Source organism: Streptomyces sp. L-9-10, assembly GCF_004151105.1.
In the GTDB taxonomy this organism is placed as follows: Bacteria; Actinomycetota; Actinomycetes; order Streptomycetales; family Streptomycetaceae; genus Streptomyces.
Window position 1 is genome coordinate 239,322 of sequence record NZ_PHRF01000005.1, and the last position, 22,728, is coordinate 262,049.

A 22,728-nucleotide genomic window follows, 5' to 3' on the forward strand; every position below is an offset into this window, starting at 1 on the left:
CCATGAGCGACAAGCTGCGGATCGTCGTCGGCTCGGACGACGCCGGCTTCGACTACAAGGAAACACTGAAGGAGGACCTCCGGCGGAGCGCTCTGGTCGCCACTGTCACCGATGTCGGTGTGGACGCCGACGGGCACACCGCGTACCCGACGATCGCCATCGCCGCCGCCGAGATGGTCGCGCGCGGCGAGGCCGACCGCGCGCTGCTCGTCTGCGGCACCGGCCTCGGGGTGGCGATCGCCGCCAACAAGGTCAGGGGCATCCGGGCCGTCACCGCCCACGACTCCTTCTCCGTCGAGCGCGCGGTCCTCTCCAACAACGCGCAGGTCCTCACCTTCGGCCAGCGCGTCGTCGGTCTGGAGCTGGCGCGCAGGCTGGCCGGTGAGTGGCTGGCGTACCGCTTCGACGAGTCCTCCGCCTCCGCCGCCAAGGTCCAGCTGATGAACGACTACGAGACCGATGACGGGACCGACGGCACGACCGACGAGGAAGCCGCCGCCTGATGTCCGCCCCCACCCTTCTCGGGGTGAGTCTGAAGATGTACTTCGGACATCACGAAACCCTCAACTGGGCCCGCCGTATCGGCGACCTCGCCGCCCGGCACCCGGCCGTCACCGGGGGCCGCACCGAGGTGTTCGTCCTGCCGGCCTTCCCGGCGATCGTCCCGCTCCGTTCCCTGCTCGCCGGTACGGGCGTCCGCGTCGGCGCGCAGGATCTCGCCACCCACGACCGGGGCCCCTTCACCGGCGAGGTCTCCGGCCCGTACCTCAAGGAGATCGGCTGCTCCTACGCGGAGGTCGGCCACGCCGAGCGCCGCCGGTTCTTCGGCGAGGACGACACCGTCGTCGCGGCCAAGACCGCCGCCGCCCTGCGCAACCGCCTCACCCCCGTACTCTGCGTCGGTGAACCGGACCCGGCCGGACCCGCCGAGGCGGCCGACCGTACCGTCGCCGAGCTGGCACGGATCCTGGCCACCGCCCAGCACGGCGGCGCTCACGGCGGCGGCATCGTCGTCGCCTACGAACCGCAGTGGGCGATCGGCGCACCGGAGCCCGCCTCGCCGGAACACATCACCACCGTCTGCGCCGCCCTGACCTCCTGGCTGGCGGCGCGCCCCGGCCGCTCCGGCAGCCGGGTGATCTACGGCGGAAGCGCAGGACCCGGACTCCTCGGCCGCCTCGGAGAAGGCGTCGACGGACTGTTCCTCGGGCGTTTCGCCCACGATCCGGACGCCGTCGAGCGGATCCTCGACGAGATGAACGACCGCACCGCGAAGGCGGGAATCTGATGGCGTACGGACTCAGCACCTACGCGTACTTCTGGCGCATCTCGTCCCGCGCGCCGAAGCCCCTCACCGTCGAGCGCATGCTCGTCAACACCCGTGAACTGGGCGGCGAGGTCTTCCAGATCTGCGACTACCCGCTGATCGAGACCTTCGACGACGCCCGCCTCGCGGACATCCGCGGCACCGCCGAGGACCTGGGCATCACCCTGGAACTCGGCACCCGCGGCATCGGACGGGACCATCTCGCGCGCTATCTGCGACTGGCGGACACGCTGGACGTCACGCTCGTCCGCTCGATGATGAACACCGCCGGTCACCGGCCCGGCACCGACGAGGCGACCGCGCTGCTGCGCGCGAGCGTCCCCGCCTACGCGGACCAGGGCGTCACACTCGGCCTGGAGACCTACGAGCAGGTCTCCACCGACGATCTCCTCACCGTCGTCCGCGCGGTCGACGACCCCCACCTCGGGGTGGTGCTCGATCCGGGCAACTGCGTGGCACGGCTGGAACGCCCCCGGGACGTCGTCGAGGCGACGGCTCCCCATGTCGTCAACATCCATGTCAAGGACTTCGCCTTCACCCGGCGGGACGGCTGGGTCGGCTTCACCTACGCGGGCTGCCCGCTGGGCGAGGGGCAGCTCGACTACGCCCATATGACCGCGACCGTACAGCCGGATCAGCGGGGGATCAACCAGATCGTGGAGCACTGGCTTCCGTGGCAGGACGACGGATTCGAGACCACTGCCGGGATCGAGGACCAGTGGACCCGGCACTGCATCAGCACACTTCGGAGGAGCGAGTAATGGCCATCGAGAACAAGACCGTCGCCGTCATCGGTGCCGCCGGAAAGATGGGCCGGCGCGTCTCCGACAACCTCGTCAAGAGCGACTTCCAGGTGCTCTTCGCCGAGAACTCGCCCCAGGGCCAGGAGCTGATCCGCGGCCTCGGCCGCGAACTGACCGGCTCCGCCGAGGCGGCGGCGCGGGCGGACGTGGTCATCCTGGCCGTGCCGGACGTCGTACTGGGCGTCGTCTCCGGGCAGCTGGTGCCGGAGATGAAGCCCGGCTCCGTGCTGCTCACGCTCGACCCGGCCGCGGCCTACGCGGGTCTGCTGACCCGCCGCGACGACGTGCACAACGCCGTCGCCCACCCCTGCCACCCCTCCGTCTTCCTGGAACGCACCACCAAGGAGGAGTACGCGGACACCTTCGGCGGCATCGCCGCGCCGCAGGAGGTCGTCGCTTCCTTCGAGGGCCCCGACCCGTCCGTCCAGGAGCTGGCCGAGTCCGTGATCCGCACCATGTACGCGCCGGTCGTGGACGTGCACTGGGTGACGGTCAAGCAGCTCGCCGTCCTGGAACCGACCCTGGTCGAGACCATCGCCTGCATGGTCGGCGCGCTGCTCACCGAGGCGCTGCACGAGACCGTCCACACCGTCGGTGTGCCCGAGAAGGCCGCCCGCGCGATGCTCCTCGGCCACACCCAGGTGGCGCTGGCCAACACCCTCAAGGGCGACAACCCGTTCTCCGACGCCTGTCTGATCGCCATGGACTACGGCCGTGAGTCGATCGTCAAGGACGACTGGAAGAAGGTCTTCGAGGACGACGAGCTGGACAAGGTCATCACGCGCATGCTGCGGATCAAGGAGATCAGGCGCTGACCGCGCCCGTCACCGGTCGCCCGGTCCCGCGGCCTCCCCGGTGCGCGCCGGGGAGGCCGTCGGTGCGTACCGTCCTCCGGGTTCAGCGCCCGGAGGACGAGGACGGACCGGGGAGTGCCACCGCCTCCCGCAGCAGCTGGACGGGGTGCCACGCGTCGCGGCGCGTGCCGTGGAAGATCTGCTGACGGCAGGAGACCCCGGTCGCCACCACCACGGTCTCCGGCGGCTCCGCCTCGACAGCGGGGAAGAGCCGGTCCTGACCGACGGTCATGGACACCTCGTAGTGCTCGGACTCGAAGCCGAAGGACCCCGCCATCCCACAGCAGCCGGCGTCCAGTTCGGACACCCGCACCCCCGGGATACGGTTCAGCAGATCCATCGTCGCGGCGGTGCCGACCTCCGCCTTCTGGTGGCAGTGCCCGTGGTAGAGCAGCCGGCGTCCGGCGAGCCAGGAGTCCTCGCGCAGCCGCAGCCGGCCGTCGTCGACCGCCTCGACCAGCAGCTCCTCCACCTGGCGCACCCGCCCCGAGACGTCCTTGACGGCCGAGTCGTTCGGCAGCAGCGCCTTGTGCTCGTCGCGCAGCGTCATCAGACAGGACGGCTCGCAGCCCACGATCGGTGAGCCGGGCTCCGTCGTCTCGGTGAGCAGATGGGCGAGTGCGAACGCCTTGTCCTTGGCGTCGTCGACCAGCCCCTTGGAGAGACTGGACCGGCCGCAGCAGCCCCGGCTCTCCAGCCGGACCTGCCAGCCCGCCAGTTCCAGCAGCTCGATCGCGGAGCGGCCGATGTCCGGCTCGGTGAAGGTGGTGAAGGAGTCGGCGAGGAACGTGAGTGTTCCCTGCGTGGCCGCGGGACGGCCCGACGCCGCGGCGCCGCGCGCGTGCTTACGGAACCAGCTCACCAGATTGCGCCGTACGAACACCGGCAACGGTCGCTCCGAGGCGATGCCCAGCCAGCGGTCGAGCAGCCGCCGCAGCGGACGCAGCCGTCCCGGCAGGTTGGACAGCGGCGCCGCCACGGAACCGAGCCGGTTCAGCAGCCGGATCGAGCCGAAGATCCGTGACCGCAGCGGCACCCCGTGCAGATCGTGATGGTGCGACAGCGACTCGGCCTTGAGGGTCGCCATGTCGACACCGAGCGGGCACTCGCTCTTGCACGCCTTGCACATGAGGCACAGATCAAGGATCTCGTGCAGCCGCTCGTCCCCGAGCGCCGTGCGGGGATCGGGTTCGGAGAGCGCTTTGACCAGGGCGTTGGCCCGGCCGCGGGTGGAGTCCTCCTCGTTGCGGGTGGCCATGTACGAGGGGCACATGGCGCCCGAACCGCTCTTGCGGCACAGCCCGATGTTCATGCACCGGTCCGCCGCGCCCCGCATCCCGCCCACCACCTCGAACGAGAGGCGGGTCCGCAGCGGCTCCGCGGGAGGCAGCGCCCGGTCACGGAGGTTGTCCGTCATCGAGGGCGCGTCCACGATCTTGCCCGGATTCATCCGGTTGTCCGGGTCGAAGACCTGCTTGACCTGGCGCATCGCCTCGTACAGGTGCTCGCCGAAGATCTCCCGGTTGAACTCGCTCCTGGCCAGACCGTCGCCGTGCTCACTGGAGTTGACGCCGCCGTACTCCGTGACCAGGTCCTTGATCTCCACCGCCACCGCGCGCATGGTGTCGACCTGTCCCGGGTCGGTCAGGTCCACGAACGGCCGGATGTGCAGACAGCCGACCGAGCAGTGGCCGTAGAAGCCGGCCTCCAGCCCGTGCCGGTCCAGCACCTCCTTGAAACGCTTCGTGTACTGGGGGAGATGGACCGGATCGACGGCCGTGTCCTCCACGAAGGCCAGCGGCCGGCGAGTGCCCTCGCCCGCCGCCATCAGCAGACCGAGACTGGACTTGCGGACCTTCAGCAGGGAGGACTGCTGGTCCGGGGTGATGGCCTGGAGGGTGTGATAGCCGTGGCCGTGCCGGGCCCAGAGCGTGGTCAGCCGCTCCATGCCGGCGAGCAGTTCCCGCTTGTCGTCCCCGGTGAAGCTGACGAAGAGCAGCGCGTCGGGGTCGCCTTCGAGGATGGTGCTCAACGAGGCGTACTCGATCTTCTGCCGGGACAGGTCCAGGATCGTACGGTCCATCAGTTCCACCGCGGCCGGGTCGCAGGCCAGGGCGTCCTCGGTGGCCTCGATGGCCGCGGCCGTGCTGGTGAAGTGGCCGACGGCGATCATGGTGTGGCGCGGTTTGGGCACGAGATCGACCAGCGCCTCCGTGGCGATGACGAGCGTGCCTTCCGAGCCGACGACGAACTTGGCCAGGTCGAACGGGGTGTCCGGGCGCGCCATCCGGTCCAGCCGGTAGCCGCACGCCCGGCGCCAGAACTCCGGGAATCCCTCGGCGATGGCCTCGGAGTTGGCGCGTACGATCTGCGGCAGCCTCTTGTAGAGGCTGCCCTCCAGGGTGGGCTGCGCGGCCCGGCGGGCGCGCTCCACCTCGTCGACCGGCGCCAGCAGCGCCCGGCTCGCGTCGGAGAGGACGACGTCGAGTTCCCGGACATGATCGATGGTCATGCCGTAGCGCAGCGAGCCGCTGCCCGCCGAGTTGTTGCCGATCATCCCCCCGACCGTGGCCCGGTTGCTGGTGGAGGTGTCGGGACCGAACATCAGACCCAGCGGCGCCGCCGCTCTGTTCAGCTGGTCCTGGACGACCCCGGTCTGGACGAGCGCCGTGCGGCGGCCGTCGTCGATCTCCAGGATGCGGTTCATGTACCGCGACAGATCCAGGACAAGACCCGGTCCCACGGTCTGGCCGGCCAGACTGGTGCCGGCTCCGCGTGGCACCAGCGGGATGCCGTACTCCGCGGCCGCCGCCACCGCCGCCCGTACATCGTCGGCGTGGCGCGGGAAGACCACACCCACCGGGGTGATCGCGTACATGCTCGCGTCCCGCGAGAACAGATGCCGGGTGTAGTCGTCGAACCCCACATCACCGTCGAGCTCCCGCCGGAGACGGTGTGCCAGATCCTCTGCCGCCGCACCGCCGATCGCGGGGGCGTCCGAGCTGATCGTTGTCATGTTCACTCGCTCCATAGGGTTCGGACCGTCACCGGGAACGCAGCACGTCGAGGGCGTCCCCCAGACCGCGCCGGTCGATGGGCACGCCGGCGAGTTCGAGGCCCATCTGCACCCCGGCGAGCGTCCCGGCCAGGGTGAGGTCGTTGAAGTGGCCCAGGTGCCCGATCCGGAAGACCCGGCCGCTGAGCTTGCCGAGGCCCGCGCCGAGGGACATGTCGAACCGGTCGAGGATGATCTCGCGCACCTTGTCGGCGTCCTGGCCGGCGGGCATCAGCACCGCCGTCAGCGAGCCCGAGTGCTCGCGTTCGTCGGCGCAGAGCACCTCGAGTCCCCAGCCCCGGACGGCGGCGCGGGTCGCCGCGGCGTGCCGGGCATGCCGGGCGTAGACCGCGTCCAGCCCCTCGTCGTCGAGCATGCGAAGGGCTTCCTCCAGGGCGTAGAGGAGGTTCGTCGCCGGGGTGTACGGGAAGAAGCCGCGCCGGTTGGCCTCGATGACGGGCTGCCAGTCCCAGAAGGATCTGGTCAGCCGGGCGGTGCGCGAGGCGGCGAGTGCCTTGTCGCTGACGGCGTTGAAGCTGAGGCCCGGGGGCAGCATGAGCCCCTTCTGCGATCCCGCCACCGTGACATCGACGCCCCATTCGTCGTGGCGGTAGTCGATCGAGCCGAGGGAGGAGATCGTGTCGACGAGCAGCAGCGCCGGATGCCCCGAGGCGTCGATCGCCCGCCGGATCTCGGCGATACGGCTGGTCACACCGGTGGAGGTCTCGTTGTGGACGACGCAGACGGCCTTGATCGAGTGCGCGTGGTCGGCCGCCAGCCGCTGGGCCACGACCTCGGGGTCGGTGCCGTGGCGCCAGTCCCCGGGCACGAAATCCACCTCAAGACCGAGGCTCAGGGCCATGTCCTGCCACAGCGTGGCGAAGTGGCCGGTCTCGGAACAGAGCACCCGGTCGCCCGGACTCAGGGTGTTGACCAGCGCGGCTTCCCAGGCGCCGGTGCCGGAGGCGGGATAGATCACCACCGGGCCCGCGGTGCCGAACACCGGCTTGATCGCGTCGAGCAGACGCAGGGTCAGGGCGGAGAACTCGGGACCGCGGTGATCGATCGTGGGCGCCGACATGGCGCGGAGCACCTGGTCGGGGACGTTCGTCGGGCCCGGGATCTGGAGGAAGTGGCGGCCGGTACGGGAGGTCATGCGAACGGCTCCCTTCAAGGGTTGTGCCGTATGGCGGCACGGCGTATCGTGTGATGGCACGGCGGAGCATAGGGTTCGGTTGTGGAGGGAGTCAATGGATGCAGAACGTCCTCAACGCGCTCAGGGCGCTGGAGGAGGTGGCCGCGCGTCAGCCGGTCGGGGTCGCGGACCTGGCGCGGGCCATGGAACTTCCGAAGAGTTCCGTCCAGCGCGCGCTGGTCACCCTGCACACCGCGGGGTGGATCCGCCCGGCGGGCGGCGCCCCCACCCGCTGGGTGGTCACCACCAAGGCGCTGCACGTCGGCCGGCATGCCACCGGCGAACTGGGGCTGCGTGATGTCGCCGTGCCGGTGATGGAGGACCTGCGCCGCCGTACCGACGAGACGGTCCATCTGGCGGTGCCCGAGGGCGGCAAGGTCGTGCTCATCGAGCGGCTGGAGACGGCCCAGCCGGTGCGCATCATCCTGCCGTTGGGCCAGAATCTGCCGCTGCACGCCTCGGCCAACGGCAAGGCCGTGCTGGCGGCGAGCCCCGCCGAGGTCATCGACCGGCAGCTCGCCGAAGGACTGTCCGGCTTCACCGCCACCACGATCACCGATCCCGGGCGGCTGCTCGCCGAGCTGGCCGGGATCCGGGAGCGCGGATACGCGACGAACGGCGGCGAATGGCGCACGGATGTCTCGGCGGTCGCGGCGGCCGTCCTCGGCGGCTCGGGGCAGCCGGTCGCGAGCATCAGTGTGAATGTCCCGACCAGCCGTCTGACCAGCGAAGACCAGGCCGCCTACGGCCTCTTGGTGCGGGAGGCCGCGGCGGCGGTCGGTGCCGCGCTGGGGGGCGTACGTACCCCGACGGGAGGTGACGGTGCGTCAGGACACAACTCTTGACGCCTTCTGACGCCACTCCCATACTTCCGACTGCGGAAATTAGATTCCGTATTGCGGAAATATTGGAGTCGGACTGAAGGCGAGGAAGCCTTGTGTCAGATCACGTCATCTCCATCATCGGTCTCGTACTGATATTCACGGTCGCCACCGTTTTCTCGGTGCACATGGGCGCACTGGCCATCGTGGTCGCGTTTGTGGTGGGAACGGTGTTCGTGCACGAATCCGCGGATGACATCTTCGCGGGGTTCCCCGGGGACCTGTTCGTGGTGCTGGTCGGTGTGACCTTCCTCTTCGCGATCGCGAAGAACAATGGAACGGTGAGCTGGCTCGTCCACGGGTCCATGAGAGTGGTGCGTGGCCGGATCGCGCTCATCCCGTGGATCATGTTCCTGGTCACCGCCGTACTGACGGCCGTCGGCGCGGTGGTGCCGGCGGCCGTCGCGCTCGTCGCTCCGATCGGCCTGGGCTTCGCGAAGCGCTACCGGATCAACCCGCTTCTGATGGGCCTGCTCATCATCAACGGCGCCAGCGCCGGAGGCTTCTCACCCATCAGTGTGTTCGGCAGCATCACCAACGGAGTCATGTCACGGAACAACCTGCCCGGAAATCCCGCGCTGTTGTTCCTCTGCTCCTTCCTCTTCAACGTCGTCCTCAGCCTCTTCGTGTTCTTCCTGTTCGGCGGTCGCGCACTGCTCGGGCGGCGGGAGACGGCGGCGGGCCCGGAGGCTCCGGCCGGGGAGCCACGGGCCGGCGACAGCCCGGGTGGCGGGGCCGGCGGGGGCGGTGGCCGGACGGTCACCGCGGCTCTGTCCTCCGCGTCCCCCGGGTCCTCCGGGTCCCCCGGGTCCTCCGCGTCCCCCGGGTCCTCCGGGTCCCCCGGGTCCTCCGGGTCCTCCGGGTCCTCCGGGTCCTCCGGGTCCCCCGGGTCCTTCGTGTCGACCACGACCACGACCACGGCGACGACGACGGCGACGACGACGGCGACGGTGCCGGCGGGCAGCGGCGGGGCGGCCGTCGCGGTCACCGGCGAACCCGCGGAGGAATCACCGCTCACCCTCGACCGCGCCCGTGTGCTCACCCTCCTCGGCCTGCTCAGCCTGGTTGTCGGATCCCTCTTCTTCGACCTCAATGTCGGGCTGATGGCCCTTACCGTGACGGTCGTTCTCTCCCTCGTGTCACCGGAGTCGGCGAAGGGGGCGGTGGACAAGTGCGCGTGGTCGACGGTCCTGCTCGTCTGCGGCATCGTCACGTTCGTCAGCCTGATGGAGCGGATCGGCACCATCGACTACCTCGGCGAGGGTGTCGCCTCGGTCCGTACCCCGCTGCTGGGAGCCCTGCTCATCTGTCTCATCGGCGCGGTCGTCTCCGCCTTCGCCTCCACCACGGGCATCCTGGGCGCGCTGATCCCGCTGGCGGTCCCCTTCCTGCTGGGCGGTGAGGTCGGCGCGGTCGGGCTGATCGTCGCGCTGGCCATCTCGGCGTCGGTGGTGGACTCCTCGCCGTTCTCGACCAGTGGCGCCCTGGTGGTCGCCAACTCGCCCGAGGCGCGGCGGGACACGGTCTTCCGCGGTCTCATGGTGTGGGGCCTCGCGATGGCCGTGGCGGTGCCCGCCGTGACCTGGGGAGTGTTCGTCGTCCCTGGCTGGTTCTGAACGCGGCGGGTGCCGACGGACACGGACGACACCCCGCCGCCTCCGGCTCCGTTACGCGCCGGTGCCGGTCAGCCGCCTGACCCGCAGCAGGTTGTCGGACACCGTTCCGGGCCGGCCGTCGGGGGCGGTCAGGGGCCGTTCCAGCGTCTCCTGGCGGTCGACCCGCCACTGCCCGGCCGGGAGAGCGAGCGCGTCGAGGACCTCCTCGTTCGTGGGGAAGCGGGCGTCGTGCGTGTCGTCGTCCGCCCAGGAGGGCAGCCCGGCGTGTCCGACCACGAGCAGGGTCCCGCCGGGAGCCACGGCGGAGGCGGCCGACCGCAGGATCCGGTCACGGGGGATCTCCAGCGGGGAGTGCAGGAACTGGGCGGAGACGAGGTCGAAGGTGCCGGTGGGGAGGGAGACCCCCAGATCGTGCCGCTGCCAGTCGACGCGGTCGGCGACCCCGGCCGCCGCCGCGTGGCCGGCCGCCCGGTCGAGGGCCGTCGGGGACACGTCGACGGCGGTGACCCGCCAGCCGCCCAGGGCGAGCCAGATCGCGTCGGCTCCTTCCCCGCAGCCGAGGTCCAGGGCTGTACCGGGCGCGAGCCCGGTGATCTCGCGGACCAGGACCGGGTTCGCGTTGCCGCTCCACACGGCGTCCTTCGCCCGGTAGAAGTCCTCCCAGAACTGGTCCACCGGTACGTCCTGGAGCTGTTCGTCGGTCATGGAAGCGCCTTCCGCTGTGCCCTCCGGCCCGTGGCCGGTGGCTGGTGATCGTCGAGGGGTATGGTCCGCCCACAGCGCGCGATGAGCAAGCAATGTTGCCGATCCGGCAAAACGCCGGGGCGGGCCCGGCCGTCACGCCGGAGCCCCATGAATACGCCGCTTCCCTGTTCGGTACCAGTTAGGTACCGTACGGGTATGCCGTCACTCAACATCAGCTTCACCGACGACGAGCTGGAGGCGGTCCGCGCGGCGGCAGCCGCCGAGGGCAAGTCGCTCAAGCAGTACGTCCACGACCTGCCCCTCCGCGAGCAGCAGCGTCTCCAGTTCGTCCGTTACGCCGTCGGCTGGGGCGAACAGCACCGGGGCGAGTTCGACGAGGCCTTCGCCAACGAGGTCCCACCGGCGCGGCACGACAGGCGGGCGGAAGCCGCCTGATGCCGGTGCTGTACATCGACGTGGCCTGGCTCCTGGACGTACAGGAACAGGCCGTCCCGGAAGATGTCTCGGTGGCCGACTACTCGGCGCTGGTCGCCGCCGTCGCCCGCCACAAGACCCGCATCCCGCGCCCGGCGACCAGCGAACCCGATGTGGCCTGGCGCGCGGCGGCGCTCATGCACACCCTGGTGTGCCTGGAGCCGCTGCCGTACCGGAACAGCCTGTACGCCTGCCAGGTCACCGCCGCGTACATGCACGCGTCCGGTGAGGGGATCGATCCGCCGTACGGCGCCCTCGTCGAACTCGTCCGGGCCATCCAGTCCGGCAAGGCCAGCGTGTACCAGGCGGCGGACCAGATCCGCGGCTGGCGCATCTGACGCACGCGACGCCGCGCGCGGAGGTCCCCGCTCAGGTTTCCTGCGGCAGCCGCCCGGACGCCGGAGCGGCGGCCTGCGTGGGGATCGGAGGCGCTGCGGGCGCCGTCCGGGGTGGTGCCGGGGCGCGGTCGACGCGTTCCAGCAGTGTGCTCACCGCGCCCAGTACCAGCGTGCTCACCTCCGTGGAGTCCGCCGTCGACAGCGGCTCCTTGGGCGCCACCACCCGCATCAGACCGATGCCCAGCAGCCAGGCCAGCACGAGATCCGCGCGCAGCGCCGCGTCCGGTCCCGAGGTCAGCGTACGCAGCACCCGCGCGTACTCCTCGCCCAGTTGCTCGCGCACCGCGGAGACCGCCCCGCCGCCGCCTCCCGACCGCAGGAACGCCTCCAGGGACCGGTCCCGGTCGGCGGCGGGCGCCAGGAGATCGCGCAGCACCGCGGAGAGCAGGTGTTCCGCGGGCGTGGTGGCCAGGCGCTCCCGCCCCACCCCCGCCATGACCTCCTCGAAGAGCGCCTCCTTCGAGCCGAAGTAGCGGAAGACCAGCGCCTGGTTCGCCTCGGCCAGGCCGGCGATGTCCCGCACCGTGGTGCTGTCGAAACCGCGCTCGGCGAAAAGCGTGGTGGCGGCGTCGAGCAGTGCCTGTCTCGTCTCCGCGGCGTTCCGCCGTCGCTCGGGCCCCTGGTGGGCCATGTCGCACCTCCCGTACTCCGTGCACCGGACACGGTAATGCCGCGACGGGCCGAATCCAGTGGCGCGAGGCGCCGTTGACGGAACCGGACGACCCTCTTACCGTTTGTAATCGAGCGCTTACATCCTGCGGCTCGCGTACGCGCCGACCCGTGCGCGGAACGAGCCGCGTCACTGACTCGCGATCGGGGCACCTCGATGACCGACGTACAGAACGCATCCGCCGGACCCGTCAGCTACCCCTTCAACCGGACCGACGGGATCGGGCTGTCCGAGGCGTACGCACACGCCCGTGACCTGCCCGGGCTGCTGAAGGTCCAGCTGCCGTACGGGGAACCGGCCTGGCTGGCCACCCGCTACGCCGACGCCCGGCTCGTCCTCGGCGACCGCCGCTTCAGCCGCGCGGAGGAGGAGCGGCACGACGGTCCCCGCCAGTGGGCGGAGCAGCGCGCCGGCGGCATCCTCCGTATGGACCCGCCGGACCACACCCGGCTGCGCACCCTGGTGGCCAAGGCGTTCACCGTCCACCGTGTCGAGAAGATGCGGCCCGACATCAGCAGGCTCGCCGACGAGCTCGTGGACGGTCTGATCGCCATGGGCCCGCCCGTGGATCTCGTCGAGGAGTTCGCGCTGCCGATCCCGGTCGCCGTGATCTGCCAGCTGCTCGGCGTACCGGTGGAGGACCGCCCGCGGTTCCGCGAATGGAGCGACGCCGCGCTGTCCACCAGCGGGCTGACCGCCGAGGAGTTCGCCGCCAAGGACAAGGAGCTGCGCGCGTACATGGCCGGACTGATCGCCCGGCACCGGGAGGAACCCGCCGACGATCTCATGTCCGCGCTGATCCAGGCGCGCGATGTCGGCGACCGGCTCTCCGAGCCGGAGCTCATCGACATGTGCGTCGGCATTCTGATCGCCGGACACGAGACGACGGCGACACAGATCCCGAACTTCGTCTACGCGCTCCTCGAACACCCGGAGCAGCTCAGGCGGTTGAGCGAGGAGCCCGCGCTGATCCCGGGCGCCGTCGAGGAGTTACTGCGCTTCGTGCCACTCGGCGCGGGCGCCGCGTTCCCCCGCTACGCCACCGAGGACATCGAGGTCGGCGGCACGCTCGTACACGCCGGGGAGCCGGTACTGGTCGCGGTGGGCGCGGCCAACCGGGATGCGCTCAGGTTCAGTTCACCGGGCGTGCTGGACATCGAGCGCGAGGGCGTTCAGCACCTGGGCTTCGGTCACGGTGTCCACCACTGCCTCGGCGCGCCGCTGGCCAGGGTGGAGCTTCAGGAGGCACTGCGCGCGCTGCTGACCCGGCTGCCCGGTCTGCGGCTGGCGGGCGACATCGTGTGGAAGCAGCAGATGATCGTCCGCGGCCCGCGCACCATGCCGGTCGGGTGGTGACCGATGGCCTGGCAGCTCCACGTCGACGGAGAACGCTGTATGGGATCGGGCATGTGCGCGGGGATGGCGCCCGATCACTTCACCCTGGACGGCGACCGGGCCCGGCCCCTCGCCGCCGGCGTCGACCCCCATGAGGCCGTGCTGGACGCGGCCGATTCGTGCCCGGCGATGGCGATCACCGTCGTGGACGGAGGACGCGAGATCGCCCCGCGCCCCTGACAGGGCCGAGCGGCTCCTCGCGCCCCGGCCGTCACTCCGTACCCGCCGCGTCGCGGCCGCCCTGTCCCCCGATGCGGGGCGGCCGCGAACTCGACACCGGAATTAGATCGCCTCACCCGGACGGATGACAGGCCCGGCCACTGGTCACGGCGCCCGAACTCCATGGTGGACATGTGCACGATGCACGGGGCGGCGCGCGAGTGGTGCGTCGTGTGAGGTCAGCAGGACGCTGTTCTGTTCACGGCGCATGGTCGGGGGCGAGCGGGATCTCGCCCAGCAGACCGAGGGCGTACACGAGATCGTGGACGCCGGAACCGGTCGTCAGCAGATCCCGGTTGAGCAGACGCTCCGCGGTACGCAGATGGGCCGCGACCGTGGTGCGGCTGTTGCCGAGGCGCCGCGCGGTCCGCTGCGCGTCGGTGTTCGTCTCGATCCAGGTGCGCAGGGTGGTCCGCACCCGGTGATGGCCGGCGCCGTCCAGGGGTTCGAGGAAGCCCTCGGCCCACGCGGCGACGGCCTGGGTGCGGAACAGCGCCTCCACCTCGGGGACGGCCGGACCACCGGCGACGGGTTCGGCGTCCTGATGCAGGGTGGTGATGGCGAGGGCCAGCGCGACGGTGGCGCGGGAACGCACCTCCCGGAGGTCGACACCGAGTGCGTCCTCGGCGCGTTTGAGATGGGCGGTGACGGTGTTGCGGCTGATGCCCAGAAGACCGGCCACACCGGATCGCGGGAAGTGCATCGCCAGCCGGGTCGTCTCGAGGGTGACCCCGGGCAGCGAGCGGAGCGGCCGGAGAAAGGAACGGGCCCAGCCGACGGCCGCGTCGCGCGGCAGCAGCCGCTCCAGCGGCTCCAGGCCCCGGTAACCGGCCACTCTGCCGGGGGCGTTGCCCGCCACGGCCAGGGCGTGCCTGGCCTGTTCGTACGCCTCGGCGGTCGCACGGAGCGGATGCGCGCCGCTGATGCCCAGCGCGTAACGCGGACTCTCCCCGACCAGCTCGCGCAGCGCGGCGCCCAGACCGCCCGGCGCGCCGGGATCGTGTCCCTCGCCGTCCCGCGGTCCGCCGTCGTCGGCGATCAGGCAGATCAGATGCTCGTCATAGACCGGGCAGCGCACCATCAGTCCCCGGCCGTGGTAACCCGAGGAGTCCTGGTGGGCCCGTGCGAGCCGGTCCCGGTCCTCCGGCGGACAGCGCAGCAGATGGACCCGGATACGGTCGCAGTCCAGCAGCGCGGGTACGGCCCCGGTCGTCATCCGGCGCGCCAGCACCGGATCCCCGGCCATGAGCGCCATGAAGAGGGCCACGCGCAGCTGGTGTGCCTTTTCCTGGTACCCGTGGAGCGCCGTGTCGGCGGCGCGGGCGCGGTGCAGGATGCTGATGACGCTTCCGGTGTGCGAGGCGAGGGACGCCGCCCTGCGGCTCAGCCCGGCCGGCCCGGCGAGCACCAGCACCTGCCGGGGCGACTCGGTCCCGACCGCCTCCAGCCGCAGGTGTACGGCACCGATCTCCGTGACGGCCGAGGCCATCCGGCCGGTGGCCAGCCGGGTGAGCATCGGCCCCAGCGGGCCGAGGACCTCCTCGGGGAAGCGCGGGGTGGACAGCTCCACCGCGCCCGCGCTGTCGATGAGTGCGATGTCCGTGTCCAGCTGGCGGTGGAGCCAGTCGACCACGCCCTGCATGCCCGCGTCCGGCCGCCATGCCAACTGCCCGACCACATGAAGGAATTCATCGAGCCGGCCATCGGGTGCCCGTCTCTCCGAGTCCCTCTCCATCAGGTCCTTCCTCCGAACCGCGCCGGAAGATGGTTCACGGCGCTACGCGGCACGGACGCGGCTCTGCAGGTCGGTGCGCGCGCCGGCGAGGATCTCGTCGGCCAGGGCGGGGTCGGCATCGGCGACGGCGCGTGACAGAAGCAGGGCCCCGGCCATCTCGCTGAACAGCGCGATGGCTCGCGCTCGTCGCTCGCCCTCGTCGAGGCCGGGCGCCTGGACGATCTCCGTGAAGCGGTCGAGATTGGCCGCCAGGCCCTTCGTATAGCGTGCGCGGGAGGCCGGATCCAGCCGGCGGGCGTCGCCGACGAACCCCGTGTTCGGGCAGCCGTGTTCGATGTCGGCGCGGTGTCCGGGCGAGAGATACCAGTCGATCCGTTCCGTGAGCGGGTCGCTGCCGCGATCCTCGGAGGCCGTGACGGCTTCGTCGAGGTCGCTGAAACCGTCCGCCATGGCCTTGGCGACGACCGCGTCGACGAGCGCGTCCTTCGAGGCGAAGTGGTTGTAGAAGCCGCCGCGCGTCAACCCGGCCGCGCCCATCAGCTCGACGAGGCCGACGGCATCGACGCCGCGCTCACGGAACAAGCCATCCGCTGCGGCGATGATCGCTTCTCGGTTCTCCGCTGCCTTCTGCTTCGAAACGCCCACTGTCTTCCCCCAAGCCCAGCTCCTGGAAGGACTGTAGCGGGCTGGACCGGAGATCTCAATGTCGATCGTCATTGAGATGGTCGGCCGGTATCTCTTCGCCACGGGGCGTGGGTGAACCGGCTCGGCCCGATCTTTCCGAATAATGATGGCGTTGTCCGGGATGAACCCGGACCGTCCGGCCGAAGCCGCGTCCACCGTGAAACGGGAGCAGTGACTATGGGCAAGCTGCAGGGAAAAGTGGCGGTCATCACCGGTGGCACCACGGGAATCGGGCTGGCCGCGGCGAAGCTCTTCGTCGAAGAGGGCGCCTATGTCTTCATCACCGGCCGTCGCCGGAAAGAACTCGATGAGGCCGTGCGGGCGATCGGTGGCAATGTGTCCGGCGTTCAGGGCGATGTCGCCGAACTGGCCGACCTGGACCGCCTTTACCAGACCGTCAAGGCGAAAGGGCGGATCGATATCGTTCTCGCCAACGCCGGGATCAGTGAGTTCGCTTCGCTGGAGGACATCACGGAAGAGCATTTCGACAAGATTTTCGACATCAACGTGAAAGGGGCGCTCTTCACGGTCCAGAAGGCCCTGCCACTCTTGAACGACGGTGCCTCCGTCATCCTCACGGGCTCCGTCGCGAGCGTCAAAGGGACCCCGGAGTTCTCGGTCTACGGCGCGAGCAAGGCCGCCATCCGGAATTTCGTTCGCGGATGGACCGTGGAACTGAAGGATCGCCGTATCCGGTCCAACGTCCTCAGTCCTGGCCCCGTCGAAACGCCGCTGGTGGCGAGGCAGCCTCACGAAGCGATCGAGAGGATCGCGTCCACCATTCCGATGGGCCGCATGGGCGAGCCCGAGGAAGTCGCCAGAGCGGCGCTGTTCCTGGCCTCGGACGACTCCAGCTTCATCACGGGAATCGAGCTGTTCGTCGACGGCGGCAGAGCGCAGATCTGACGGCTCGGCCGCCCGGCCCGGAGAGCCCACGTCCGGAGGGACCGACGCCGTCGACCTCGTGCGCGGTCCCTCCTCGTGCGCGGGCGCGCACGGCGCCCTCCGCCGGATCGCTCAGCCGGTGAAGTGGTGCCTTCCCGAACCGGCGGCGAACACGGCGCAGCCGTCCTCCCGTCGAAGGAACGTGGCGGTCGGATGCCGTACGTCCCCCCGGCCCTCACCACCCGCACCGGCCGCCGTGCCGCTCTCCGGGATCCACACCTCGGCGGTGGTGTTGGCCGGGAGCGAGACGGTGAGCCGGAAGCCGTCGGAGTCCGTCTTCCACTGTGTGGTGACCGGGCCGTAGAGCGAGTCGTAGCGTCCCTCGGCCTCCGTCACCCCGCCACCGGGCCGCGGCCGGACGACGATCTCCCGGAACCCCGGGCCACCGGGGGCGATGCCGATGATGTTCGCGTACATCCATTCGCCCACCGAGCCGTACGCGTAGTGGTTGAAGGAGTTCATCCCGGCGTCCTGGAAGCTGCCGTCCGGCCTGATCGAGTCCCACCGCTCCCACATCGTCGTGGCGCCCTGGTCGATCTGGTAGCCCCAACTGGGGAACGTCCGCCGCAGCAGCAACCGGTAGGCCACATCGTTGTGACCGGTGGCGGTGAGGACCGGCAGCAGTCGCGGAGTGCCGAGGAAGCCCGTCGACAGATGCCAGTCCTTGGCCCTGATGAGGTCGACGAGCCGGTCGGCGGCGGGTGCGCGGTCGGCGTCGGCCAGCAGGTCCATGGACAGGGCCAGGACATACGCGGTCTGTGTATCGCCCTTCACCCGTCCGCCCGCGGAGACATACGCCGTGCGGAAGGCGTCGCGTACGGCGCGGAACAGCGCGGCGTACGGCGCCGGGTCCTTGCCCAGGACCTCGGCGATCCGGGCGACGAGGTCGGCGCTGTGCGCGAAGTAGGCCGTGCCGATGACGTCCTTGGGCGTCTCGTCCTGGATGTTGAGCCAGTCGCCGAACCCGTCGGCGGGGCGCAGATAGCCGCTGCTGTGCGCCTCCAGATAGTCGAGCCACTTCAGCACGGAGGCCCACGACTGCTCCAGGACGCGGACATCGCCGTACGCCTGGTACAGCGCCCAGGGCACGGTGACCCCCGCGTCGCCCCAGCCGGCCGCGCCACTGCCCACCCCGGCGAGATCCGGGGCGACATGCGTGAGCGCGCCGTCGTCCTCCTGCGCGTCACGCAGATCCCACAGCCACTTGGTCAGGAAGCGCGCCGATTCCATGGTGTACGTGGCGGTGGGCGCGAAGACATTGATGTCGCCCGTCCAGCCGAGCCGTTCGTCGCGGGCGGGCGTGTCGGTGGGTATGGAGAGGAAGTTGCCGCGCTGGCCCCAGGTGATGTTGCTGTGCAGCTGATTGAGCATCGGGACATTCGTCTTGAAGTCCATCGTGAACGGCGCCGAGGTGTGGATGACCCGCCCCACGACCGCGCCGGGCGACGGCTTCCCCGGATAGCCCGTCACCTCGACATAGCGGAAGCCGTGGAAGGTGAAGCGCGGCTCGTAGGTCTCCTGGCCGCCGCCCTTGAGGGTGTAGGTGTCGGTGGCGCGGGCGGTGCGCAGATTGTCGGTGTAGAGCGTGCCGTCGGGGTTGAGCACCTCGGCGTGGCGCAGCCGTACGGTGGTGCCGGCGGCGCCGGAGACGGTCAGCCGCACCGCGCCCACCATGTTCTGGCCGAGATCGAAGACGAAGACACCGGGCCGGGGCTCCGTCACCTTCTTCGCGGGCAGCTCACCCGCCACCCGTGAGGGGCCGTCCACCTCCGCCACGAGCGCGGCGGTGACCTTGTCCACGGCTTCGACGGCCGTCCAGCCGGTCGCGTCGAATCCGGCGCGGGTCCAGCCGTCGGTCTCCAGCCGGGCGTCGTACTCCTCGCCCGCCATCAGATCGGCGCCGGTGACGGGTCCGGTCGCGGCGCGCCAGTCGGTGCCCGACAGCACCCGCTCGGTCGTGCCGTCGGTGTACGTGACCTCCAACTGGGCCAGCAGGGCCGGGCGTTCGCCGTACTGGTGCGGACCGAACCAGGCGATGTTCCCCGCGTACCAGCCGGCCGCGACCGTCGCCCCGAGTGCGTTGACACCGGGTCCGAGCAGCCGGGTCACGTCGTACGTCTGGTACTGGACGCGCTGGTGGTAGTCGGTCCAGCCGGGCGCGAGCCGGTCCTCGCCGATCCGCTCGCCGTTGAGATACGCCTCGTACAGCCCGAGGGCCGTGGAGTAGAGCCGGGCGCGCGCGACCTTCGCCCCGCGCCGCAGCCGGAATTCGTGGCGCAGCTGCGCTGCGGGGAAGTAGGAGACCCGCGCCGCGCCCCAGGGGCCCGAGCCCCAGGCGGCGAGCGTCCTGGCGGCGGGCCACGCGGCGTCGTCGTACGCGGCGCTGAGCCAGTCGCCGGTGGGCTCCCGGTCGGTGGTCCGCCAGCTGCCGTCGGTGCCGAAGACGGTGGTGCCGTCCGCTGTCGTCAGCTCCAGCAGGCCGAGCAGACCCGCGGGACCGACGGTCGCGTTGGTGGCGGAGACGGCGATCACCTGGGCGCCCGGCCGCAGCCGGCCGGTCACATCGACGACGACGGGGCGTTTCCAGTTCTCGGCGGGGCCGTGCGCCTCGGCGTGCGCGACGCGGACGCCGTTCACATAGGCGGTGTAGCCGTCGTCGGCGGTCACGACCAGCCGGGCGCGGGTGACACCGGCCGGGATGTCGGCCCGGCCCCGGAACCAGCGGGTCGCCGCCGGGGCGCTGCTCGCCGGATCCCCCTCGGGGAACCAGATCCAGGAGGCGCCGTCCATCGCGGGAGCGCCGACGAGCGCGGCGGGAGCGGCGATCCAGCGCGCCGACCAGTCCGAGGCGTCGGTGAGTCCGGTCTCCCACCAGGACGGCGCGCTCCATCCCGACACGCTGCCGTCGGTGTTCCACACCCGCACCGACCAGTGGTAGCGGGTACGTGATGTCAGCGCCGGACCCGCGTACGGGACCAGGACCGACTGCGCCGAGGTGATCCGCCCGCTGTCCCAGACGTCGGGCCTGGCGAGGCGTTCCGGAGTGGTGGCGACCCGTATCTGATACGCGCTCTGCCGTTGTTCCGGCCGGTCGGACACGACGGGCCAACTCAGCCTGGGACGTGGCGTGTCGAGGCCGAGCGGATGGCGCACGTACTCGACCGTCGGTTCGGTGACGCGCGCGCCCGCGCCGGCCCCCGGCCCCGCGGCCGGAGCCAGGGACGGATCGGCACCGGCGGCCGGAACGGTCCCGGCGACAAGGGCTGTCCCCAGGGCGGTGGCGGACGTACCGAGCAGTCGTCTTCTGCTGATCACAATGCGACTCCGTTACGACTCGACGATGAATCGTTTCACTTTTGTGAAAGTAGGGAGACGTGTGAGACCTGTCAAGGGTTGTGTGACGACCGGTCGATGGCCCGGAGAAGGGCGAGTTCCGCCTATTGACGGGGTGGTTGGCGTTGCTCTAGCTTCCCTGGAGGGCTGGTTGAAACCTTTCATGTACGTCATCCACGCGATCTTGTGGTGTCTCATTGCCTAGACTCCTGGCCAAGGCTTCGATCGGGACCTGGAGTGAAGATGACGCAGCAGGAGAAACCGGTACGGCGGATCAACACGGGTGAGGCGCATTCTGCCCGCGTCTACGACTACATCCTGGGCGGAAAGGACAACTACCCGGTCGACAAGGAAGCCGGGGACGCGATGTGCCGCGAGTGGCGGGCGCTGCCGGTGCACATGCGCGCCAACCGGGAGTTCATGCACCGCGCGGCCCGGTACCTCGCGCGGGAGGAGGGCATCAGGCAGTTCCTCGACATCGGCACCGGCCTGCCCACCTCGCCCAATGTGCACGAGGTCGTCCAGGAGGTCCGTCCCGACGCCAGCATCGTCTACGTCGACAACGACCCGATCGTGCTCGCCCACGCGCGGGCGCTCCTGACCAGTTCCCCCGAGGGCCACACCGCCTATGTCGACGCCGACATGCGCGACCCCGACGCGATCCTCGGCTCGCCCCAGTTCCAGGAACTCCTCGATCTGCGCGAACCGGTCGGGCTGCTGGTCATCGGCATCCTGCACTTCATACTCGACACCGACGACGACCACGGCCTCGTCCAGCGCCTGCTGGATCCGCTGCCCGCGGGCAGCTTCCTGGCCATGACCATCGGCACCGCCGACTTCGCCCCGCAGGAGGTGGGCCGCGTCGCCGCCGAATACGCACGCCGCGGTATGCCCATGCAGCTGCGCACGCACGCCGAGGCGGAGGCGTTCTTCGACGGTCTGGAACTGGTCGCGCCGGGGGTCACCCAGGTCCACCACTGGCGGCCGGACGCCGGGCAGGAGGACATCGACGACCGCGACATCGCCATGTACGGAGGCGTCGCCCGGAAGAACGCCTGAGCCGCGGACACCCGGGCACCGGCCGATGCCCGTGCGACAGCACTCGCACGGGCATCGGCGCGGCTATCCGTCGGCGTGCCGGCACACCACTCCGGTATGTCAGTTGACGAAGACGGACGGGCTGCCGGACTGGCTCGTGTCCTTGACCGGGCCGTACTTGGCGGAGAAGTAGCTGGAGCCCGGGCAGGTGACCGGTCCGGACGACTTGCTGAACAACTGGTTGGTGAAGGTGATGGAGTTGTCGGTGTTGGATGTGGCGCCGCTCAGCCCCGTGGAGGTGTAGACGCAGGTCGTCAGGCCGAGCAGGGTGTTGAGCTTGACGGTCGTCTGGACCGCGCCGGCCGCCCCGGCGCCCACGGTGAGCGGCCCCCCGGACGTGACCGTCGTGCTGTAGGGGAGCCGGTCGACCGTGATGCTCTGAACCCCGGTCGTCCCCAGGATGTTCGAGGTGCACCCGCCGAAGGTGTGCGCTGTCAGCGACTCCGTGGCGGTGCCCGGCGCGGCCGGATTGCCGGTGACGGTCGCGGTGAACTGCGAAGCCGTGCAGGTGATTCCGGTGGATCCGCCTGCGGTGGTACGGATCGTGACGCTCGCGCCGCTGCTCAGCGACGAGGTGAAGACGTCCCCCACCCCGACGGCGGAGCCGCCCGCGCTGCCGTGGGTGAGGACATTGCCGGCGGCGGTCCCGGCGGCGGACGGCGAACCGGTGGCGGACGCCGTGCCGGTGGTGAGGAGAGCGACGGCGGCGGTGACGCCGGCGGCGGCGAGAACAGTGCGTCGTGAGCCCGTGCGAGTACCCATGCGAAGTCCCTTTCGCGAGTGCGGTGCGGGGTGCGGTGAGGTGGTACGTACGCGCTGTGGCGGCTCGGCCGAGCGCGTCGTCGCGGCCGGCGAGGGATGCGGCCGGCTGTGCGAGAGGGCGGTGCCCGTGGGGCAGCGCCAGGAGCGGGTGAGGGTGAACGGTTGCGGTACGGGACCGGCGCCACGGACCCGCACCGCGCCGCGAACGAGCGCGGCACAGAAGGAAACCCAAGAGGGTTGTAAGCCTGTCCGATGCGCGGAGTCAAGGGTCCGCGGGGGAAGTCGCCGATGATTGTTACCCGCGGTACGCAGACGTCAGCGGCGTGCCGGGGGTGCGCACCCGCCGTGAGTCCGAGCGGCCGGTCCGGCGTATCGCCGCGGACCCGCGGCGCCCGGCACCGCTCGACCCGTCCGGGGGCCGGAGTGGCGGTGGATGGCCCGCGCCGGGCCGGGCTCAGACCTCACACGCGATCAACACCCAATTCTCACAAGGTGGTTGACCGCGTGGATACCTGGGAGTAACTTTCCGGTCGACTCCCATGGCCGCGCCGTCGCCTTGTCCCGGGGGAAACCCCGCCG

Annotated in this window: 20 protein-coding genes; 12 read left to right on the plus strand and 8 right to left on the minus strand. The window is 70.6% G+C overall.

Annotated features, from left to right (window positions below):
• Positions 1 to 2: 2 nt before the first annotated feature.
• From CU044_RS01080 to CU044_RS01095, 4 genes are read left to right on the plus strand one after another with little or no spacing between them, the layout of a single operon-like run.
• Complete coding sequence (locus tag CU044_RS01080; protein ID WP_129766439.1) at positions 3 to 503, plus strand: ribose-5-phosphate isomerase; 501 nt, start codon at positions 3 to 5, stop codon at positions 501 to 503.
• Positions 503 to 1,288 (plus strand): triose-phosphate isomerase family protein, encoded by a 786-nt coding sequence (locus tag CU044_RS01085; protein WP_129766440.1) that lies wholly within the window; start codon positions 503 to 505, stop codon positions 1,286 to 1,288. The genes CU044_RS01080 and CU044_RS01085 overlap by 1 nt, the downstream gene beginning before the upstream one ends.
• Complete coding sequence (locus tag CU044_RS01090; RefSeq protein WP_129766441.1) at positions 1,288 to 2,088, plus strand: TIM barrel protein; 801 nt, start codon at positions 1,288 to 1,290, stop codon at positions 2,086 to 2,088. The genes CU044_RS01085 and CU044_RS01090 overlap by 1 nt, the downstream gene beginning before the upstream one ends.
• Positions 2,088 to 2,945 (plus strand): phosphogluconate dehydrogenase C-terminal domain-containing protein, encoded by an 858-nt coding sequence (locus CU044_RS01095; RefSeq protein WP_129766442.1) that lies wholly within the window; start codon positions 2,088 to 2,090, stop codon positions 2,943 to 2,945. The genes CU044_RS01090 and CU044_RS01095 overlap by 1 nt, the downstream gene beginning before the upstream one ends.
• An 82-nt stretch (positions 2,946 to 3,027) precedes the next feature.
• Here CU044_RS01095 and CU044_RS01100 read toward each other — a convergent pair whose 3' ends face one another.
• Together CU044_RS01100 and CU044_RS01105 are read right to left on the minus strand one after the other, a co-directional pair.
• Entirely contained in the window at positions 3,028 to 6,000 is a 2,973-nt protein-coding gene (locus tag CU044_RS01100) for an FAD-binding and (Fe-S)-binding domain-containing protein (protein WP_129766443.1), read from the minus strand.
• A gap of 28 nt (positions 6,001 to 6,028) precedes the next feature.
• Positions 6,029 to 7,195 (minus strand): aminotransferase class V-fold PLP-dependent enzyme, encoded by a 1,167-nt coding sequence (locus CU044_RS01105; protein ID WP_129766444.1) that lies wholly within the window; start codon positions 7,193 to 7,195, stop codon positions 6,029 to 6,031.
• A 98-nt stretch (positions 7,196 to 7,293) separates the two neighbouring features.
• Here CU044_RS01105 and CU044_RS01110 point away from each other — a divergent pair, with 98 nt between their 5' ends.
• Both CU044_RS01110 and CU044_RS01115 read left to right on the plus strand, forming a co-directional pair.
• On the plus strand, positions 7,294 to 8,079 hold the full coding sequence (locus tag CU044_RS01110; RefSeq protein ID WP_129766445.1) for an IclR family transcriptional regulator: 786 nt from the start codon (positions 7,294 to 7,296) through the stop codon (positions 8,077 to 8,079).
• Positions 8,080 to 8,171: 92 nt separating this feature from the next.
• The gene (locus tag CU044_RS01115; protein ID WP_129766446.1) at positions 8,172 to 9,731 is read left to right on the plus strand and encodes an SLC13 family permease; all 1,560 of its coding nucleotides are present in this window, start codon (positions 8,172 to 8,174) and stop codon (positions 9,729 to 9,731) included.
• A 51-nt stretch (positions 9,732 to 9,782) separates the two neighbouring features.
• Here the strand turns inward: CU044_RS01115 and CU044_RS01120 are convergent, their stop codons facing one another.
• Positions 9,783 to 10,436, minus strand: a complete 654-nt coding sequence (locus CU044_RS01120) for a class I SAM-dependent methyltransferase (RefSeq protein ID WP_129766447.1) — start codon at positions 10,434 to 10,436, stop codon at positions 9,783 to 9,785.
• 195 nt (positions 10,437 to 10,631) lie between these two features.
• On the opposite strand from CU044_RS01120, the gene CU044_RS01125 reads away from it, so the two are divergent.
• On the plus strand, positions 10,632 to 10,871 hold the full coding sequence (locus CU044_RS01125; protein ID WP_193563840.1) for a hypothetical protein: 240 nt from the start codon (positions 10,632 to 10,634) through the stop codon (positions 10,869 to 10,871).
• Positions 10,871 to 11,248, plus strand: coding sequence for a toxin Doc (locus tag CU044_RS01130; protein ID WP_129766448.1), 378 nt, complete (start codon positions 10,871 to 10,873; stop codon positions 11,246 to 11,248). Before CU044_RS01125 ends, CU044_RS01130 begins: the two co-directional genes overlap by 1 nt.
• Before the next feature lie 31 nt (positions 11,249 to 11,279).
• Here the strand turns inward: CU044_RS01130 and CU044_RS01135 are convergent, their stop codons facing one another.
• On the minus strand, positions 11,280 to 11,939 hold the full coding sequence (locus CU044_RS01135) for a TetR family transcriptional regulator (RefSeq protein WP_129766449.1): 660 nt from the start codon (positions 11,937 to 11,939) through the stop codon (positions 11,280 to 11,282).
• 195 nt (positions 11,940 to 12,134) lie between these two features.
• On the opposite strand from CU044_RS01135, the gene CU044_RS01140 reads away from it, so the two are divergent.
• Together CU044_RS01140 and CU044_RS01145 are read left to right on the plus strand one after the other, a co-directional pair.
• Complete coding sequence (locus CU044_RS01140; RefSeq protein WP_129766450.1) at positions 12,135 to 13,334, plus strand: cytochrome P450; 1,200 nt, start codon at positions 12,135 to 12,137, stop codon at positions 13,332 to 13,334.
• 39 nt (positions 13,335 to 13,373) lie between these two features.
• A complete protein-coding gene (locus CU044_RS01145; RefSeq protein ID WP_240045254.1) occupies positions 13,374 to 13,553 on the plus strand; it encodes a ferredoxin in 180 nt (59 codons plus the stop codon).
• 238 nt (positions 13,554 to 13,791) lie between these two features.
• Here CU044_RS01145 and CU044_RS01150 read toward each other — a convergent pair whose 3' ends face one another.
• Both CU044_RS01150 and CU044_RS01155 read right to left on the minus strand, forming a co-directional pair.
• On the minus strand, positions 13,792 to 15,327 hold the full coding sequence (locus CU044_RS01150; protein WP_129766452.1) for a helix-turn-helix domain-containing protein: 1,536 nt from the start codon (positions 15,325 to 15,327) through the stop codon (positions 13,792 to 13,794).
• Positions 15,328 to 15,369: 42 nt separating this feature from the next.
• The gene (locus CU044_RS01155; RefSeq protein ID WP_240045255.1) at positions 15,370 to 16,044 is read right to left on the minus strand and encodes a TetR/AcrR family transcriptional regulator; all 675 of its coding nucleotides are present in this window, start codon (positions 16,042 to 16,044) and stop codon (positions 15,370 to 15,372) included.
• 144 nt (positions 16,045 to 16,188) lie between these two features.
• Between CU044_RS01155 and CU044_RS01160 the strand changes: the two genes are divergently transcribed.
• The gene (locus CU044_RS01160; protein ID WP_129766453.1) at positions 16,189 to 16,917 is read left to right on the plus strand and encodes a glucose 1-dehydrogenase; all 729 of its coding nucleotides are present in this window, start codon (positions 16,189 to 16,191) and stop codon (positions 16,915 to 16,917) included.
• A gap of 111 nt (positions 16,918 to 17,028) precedes the next feature.
• Here the strand turns inward: CU044_RS01160 and CU044_RS01165 are convergent, their stop codons facing one another.
• On the minus strand, positions 17,029 to 20,271 hold the full coding sequence (locus tag CU044_RS01165) for an alpha-L-rhamnosidase (protein WP_129766454.1): 3,243 nt from the start codon (positions 20,269 to 20,271) through the stop codon (positions 17,029 to 17,031).
• Between the two features lie 261 nt (positions 20,272 to 20,532).
• Here CU044_RS01165 and CU044_RS01170 point away from each other — a divergent pair, with 261 nt between their 5' ends.
• Complete coding sequence (locus CU044_RS01170) at positions 20,533 to 21,348, plus strand: SAM-dependent methyltransferase (protein ID WP_129766455.1); 816 nt, start codon at positions 20,533 to 20,535, stop codon at positions 21,346 to 21,348.
• A gap of 99 nt (positions 21,349 to 21,447) precedes the next feature.
• On the opposite strand, the gene CU044_RS01175 is transcribed toward CU044_RS01170, so the two are convergent.
• Complete coding sequence (locus CU044_RS01175) at positions 21,448 to 22,149, minus strand: Tat pathway signal sequence domain protein (RefSeq protein WP_129766456.1); 702 nt, start codon at positions 22,147 to 22,149, stop codon at positions 21,448 to 21,450.
• Positions 22,150 to 22,728: the final 579 nt, after the last annotated feature.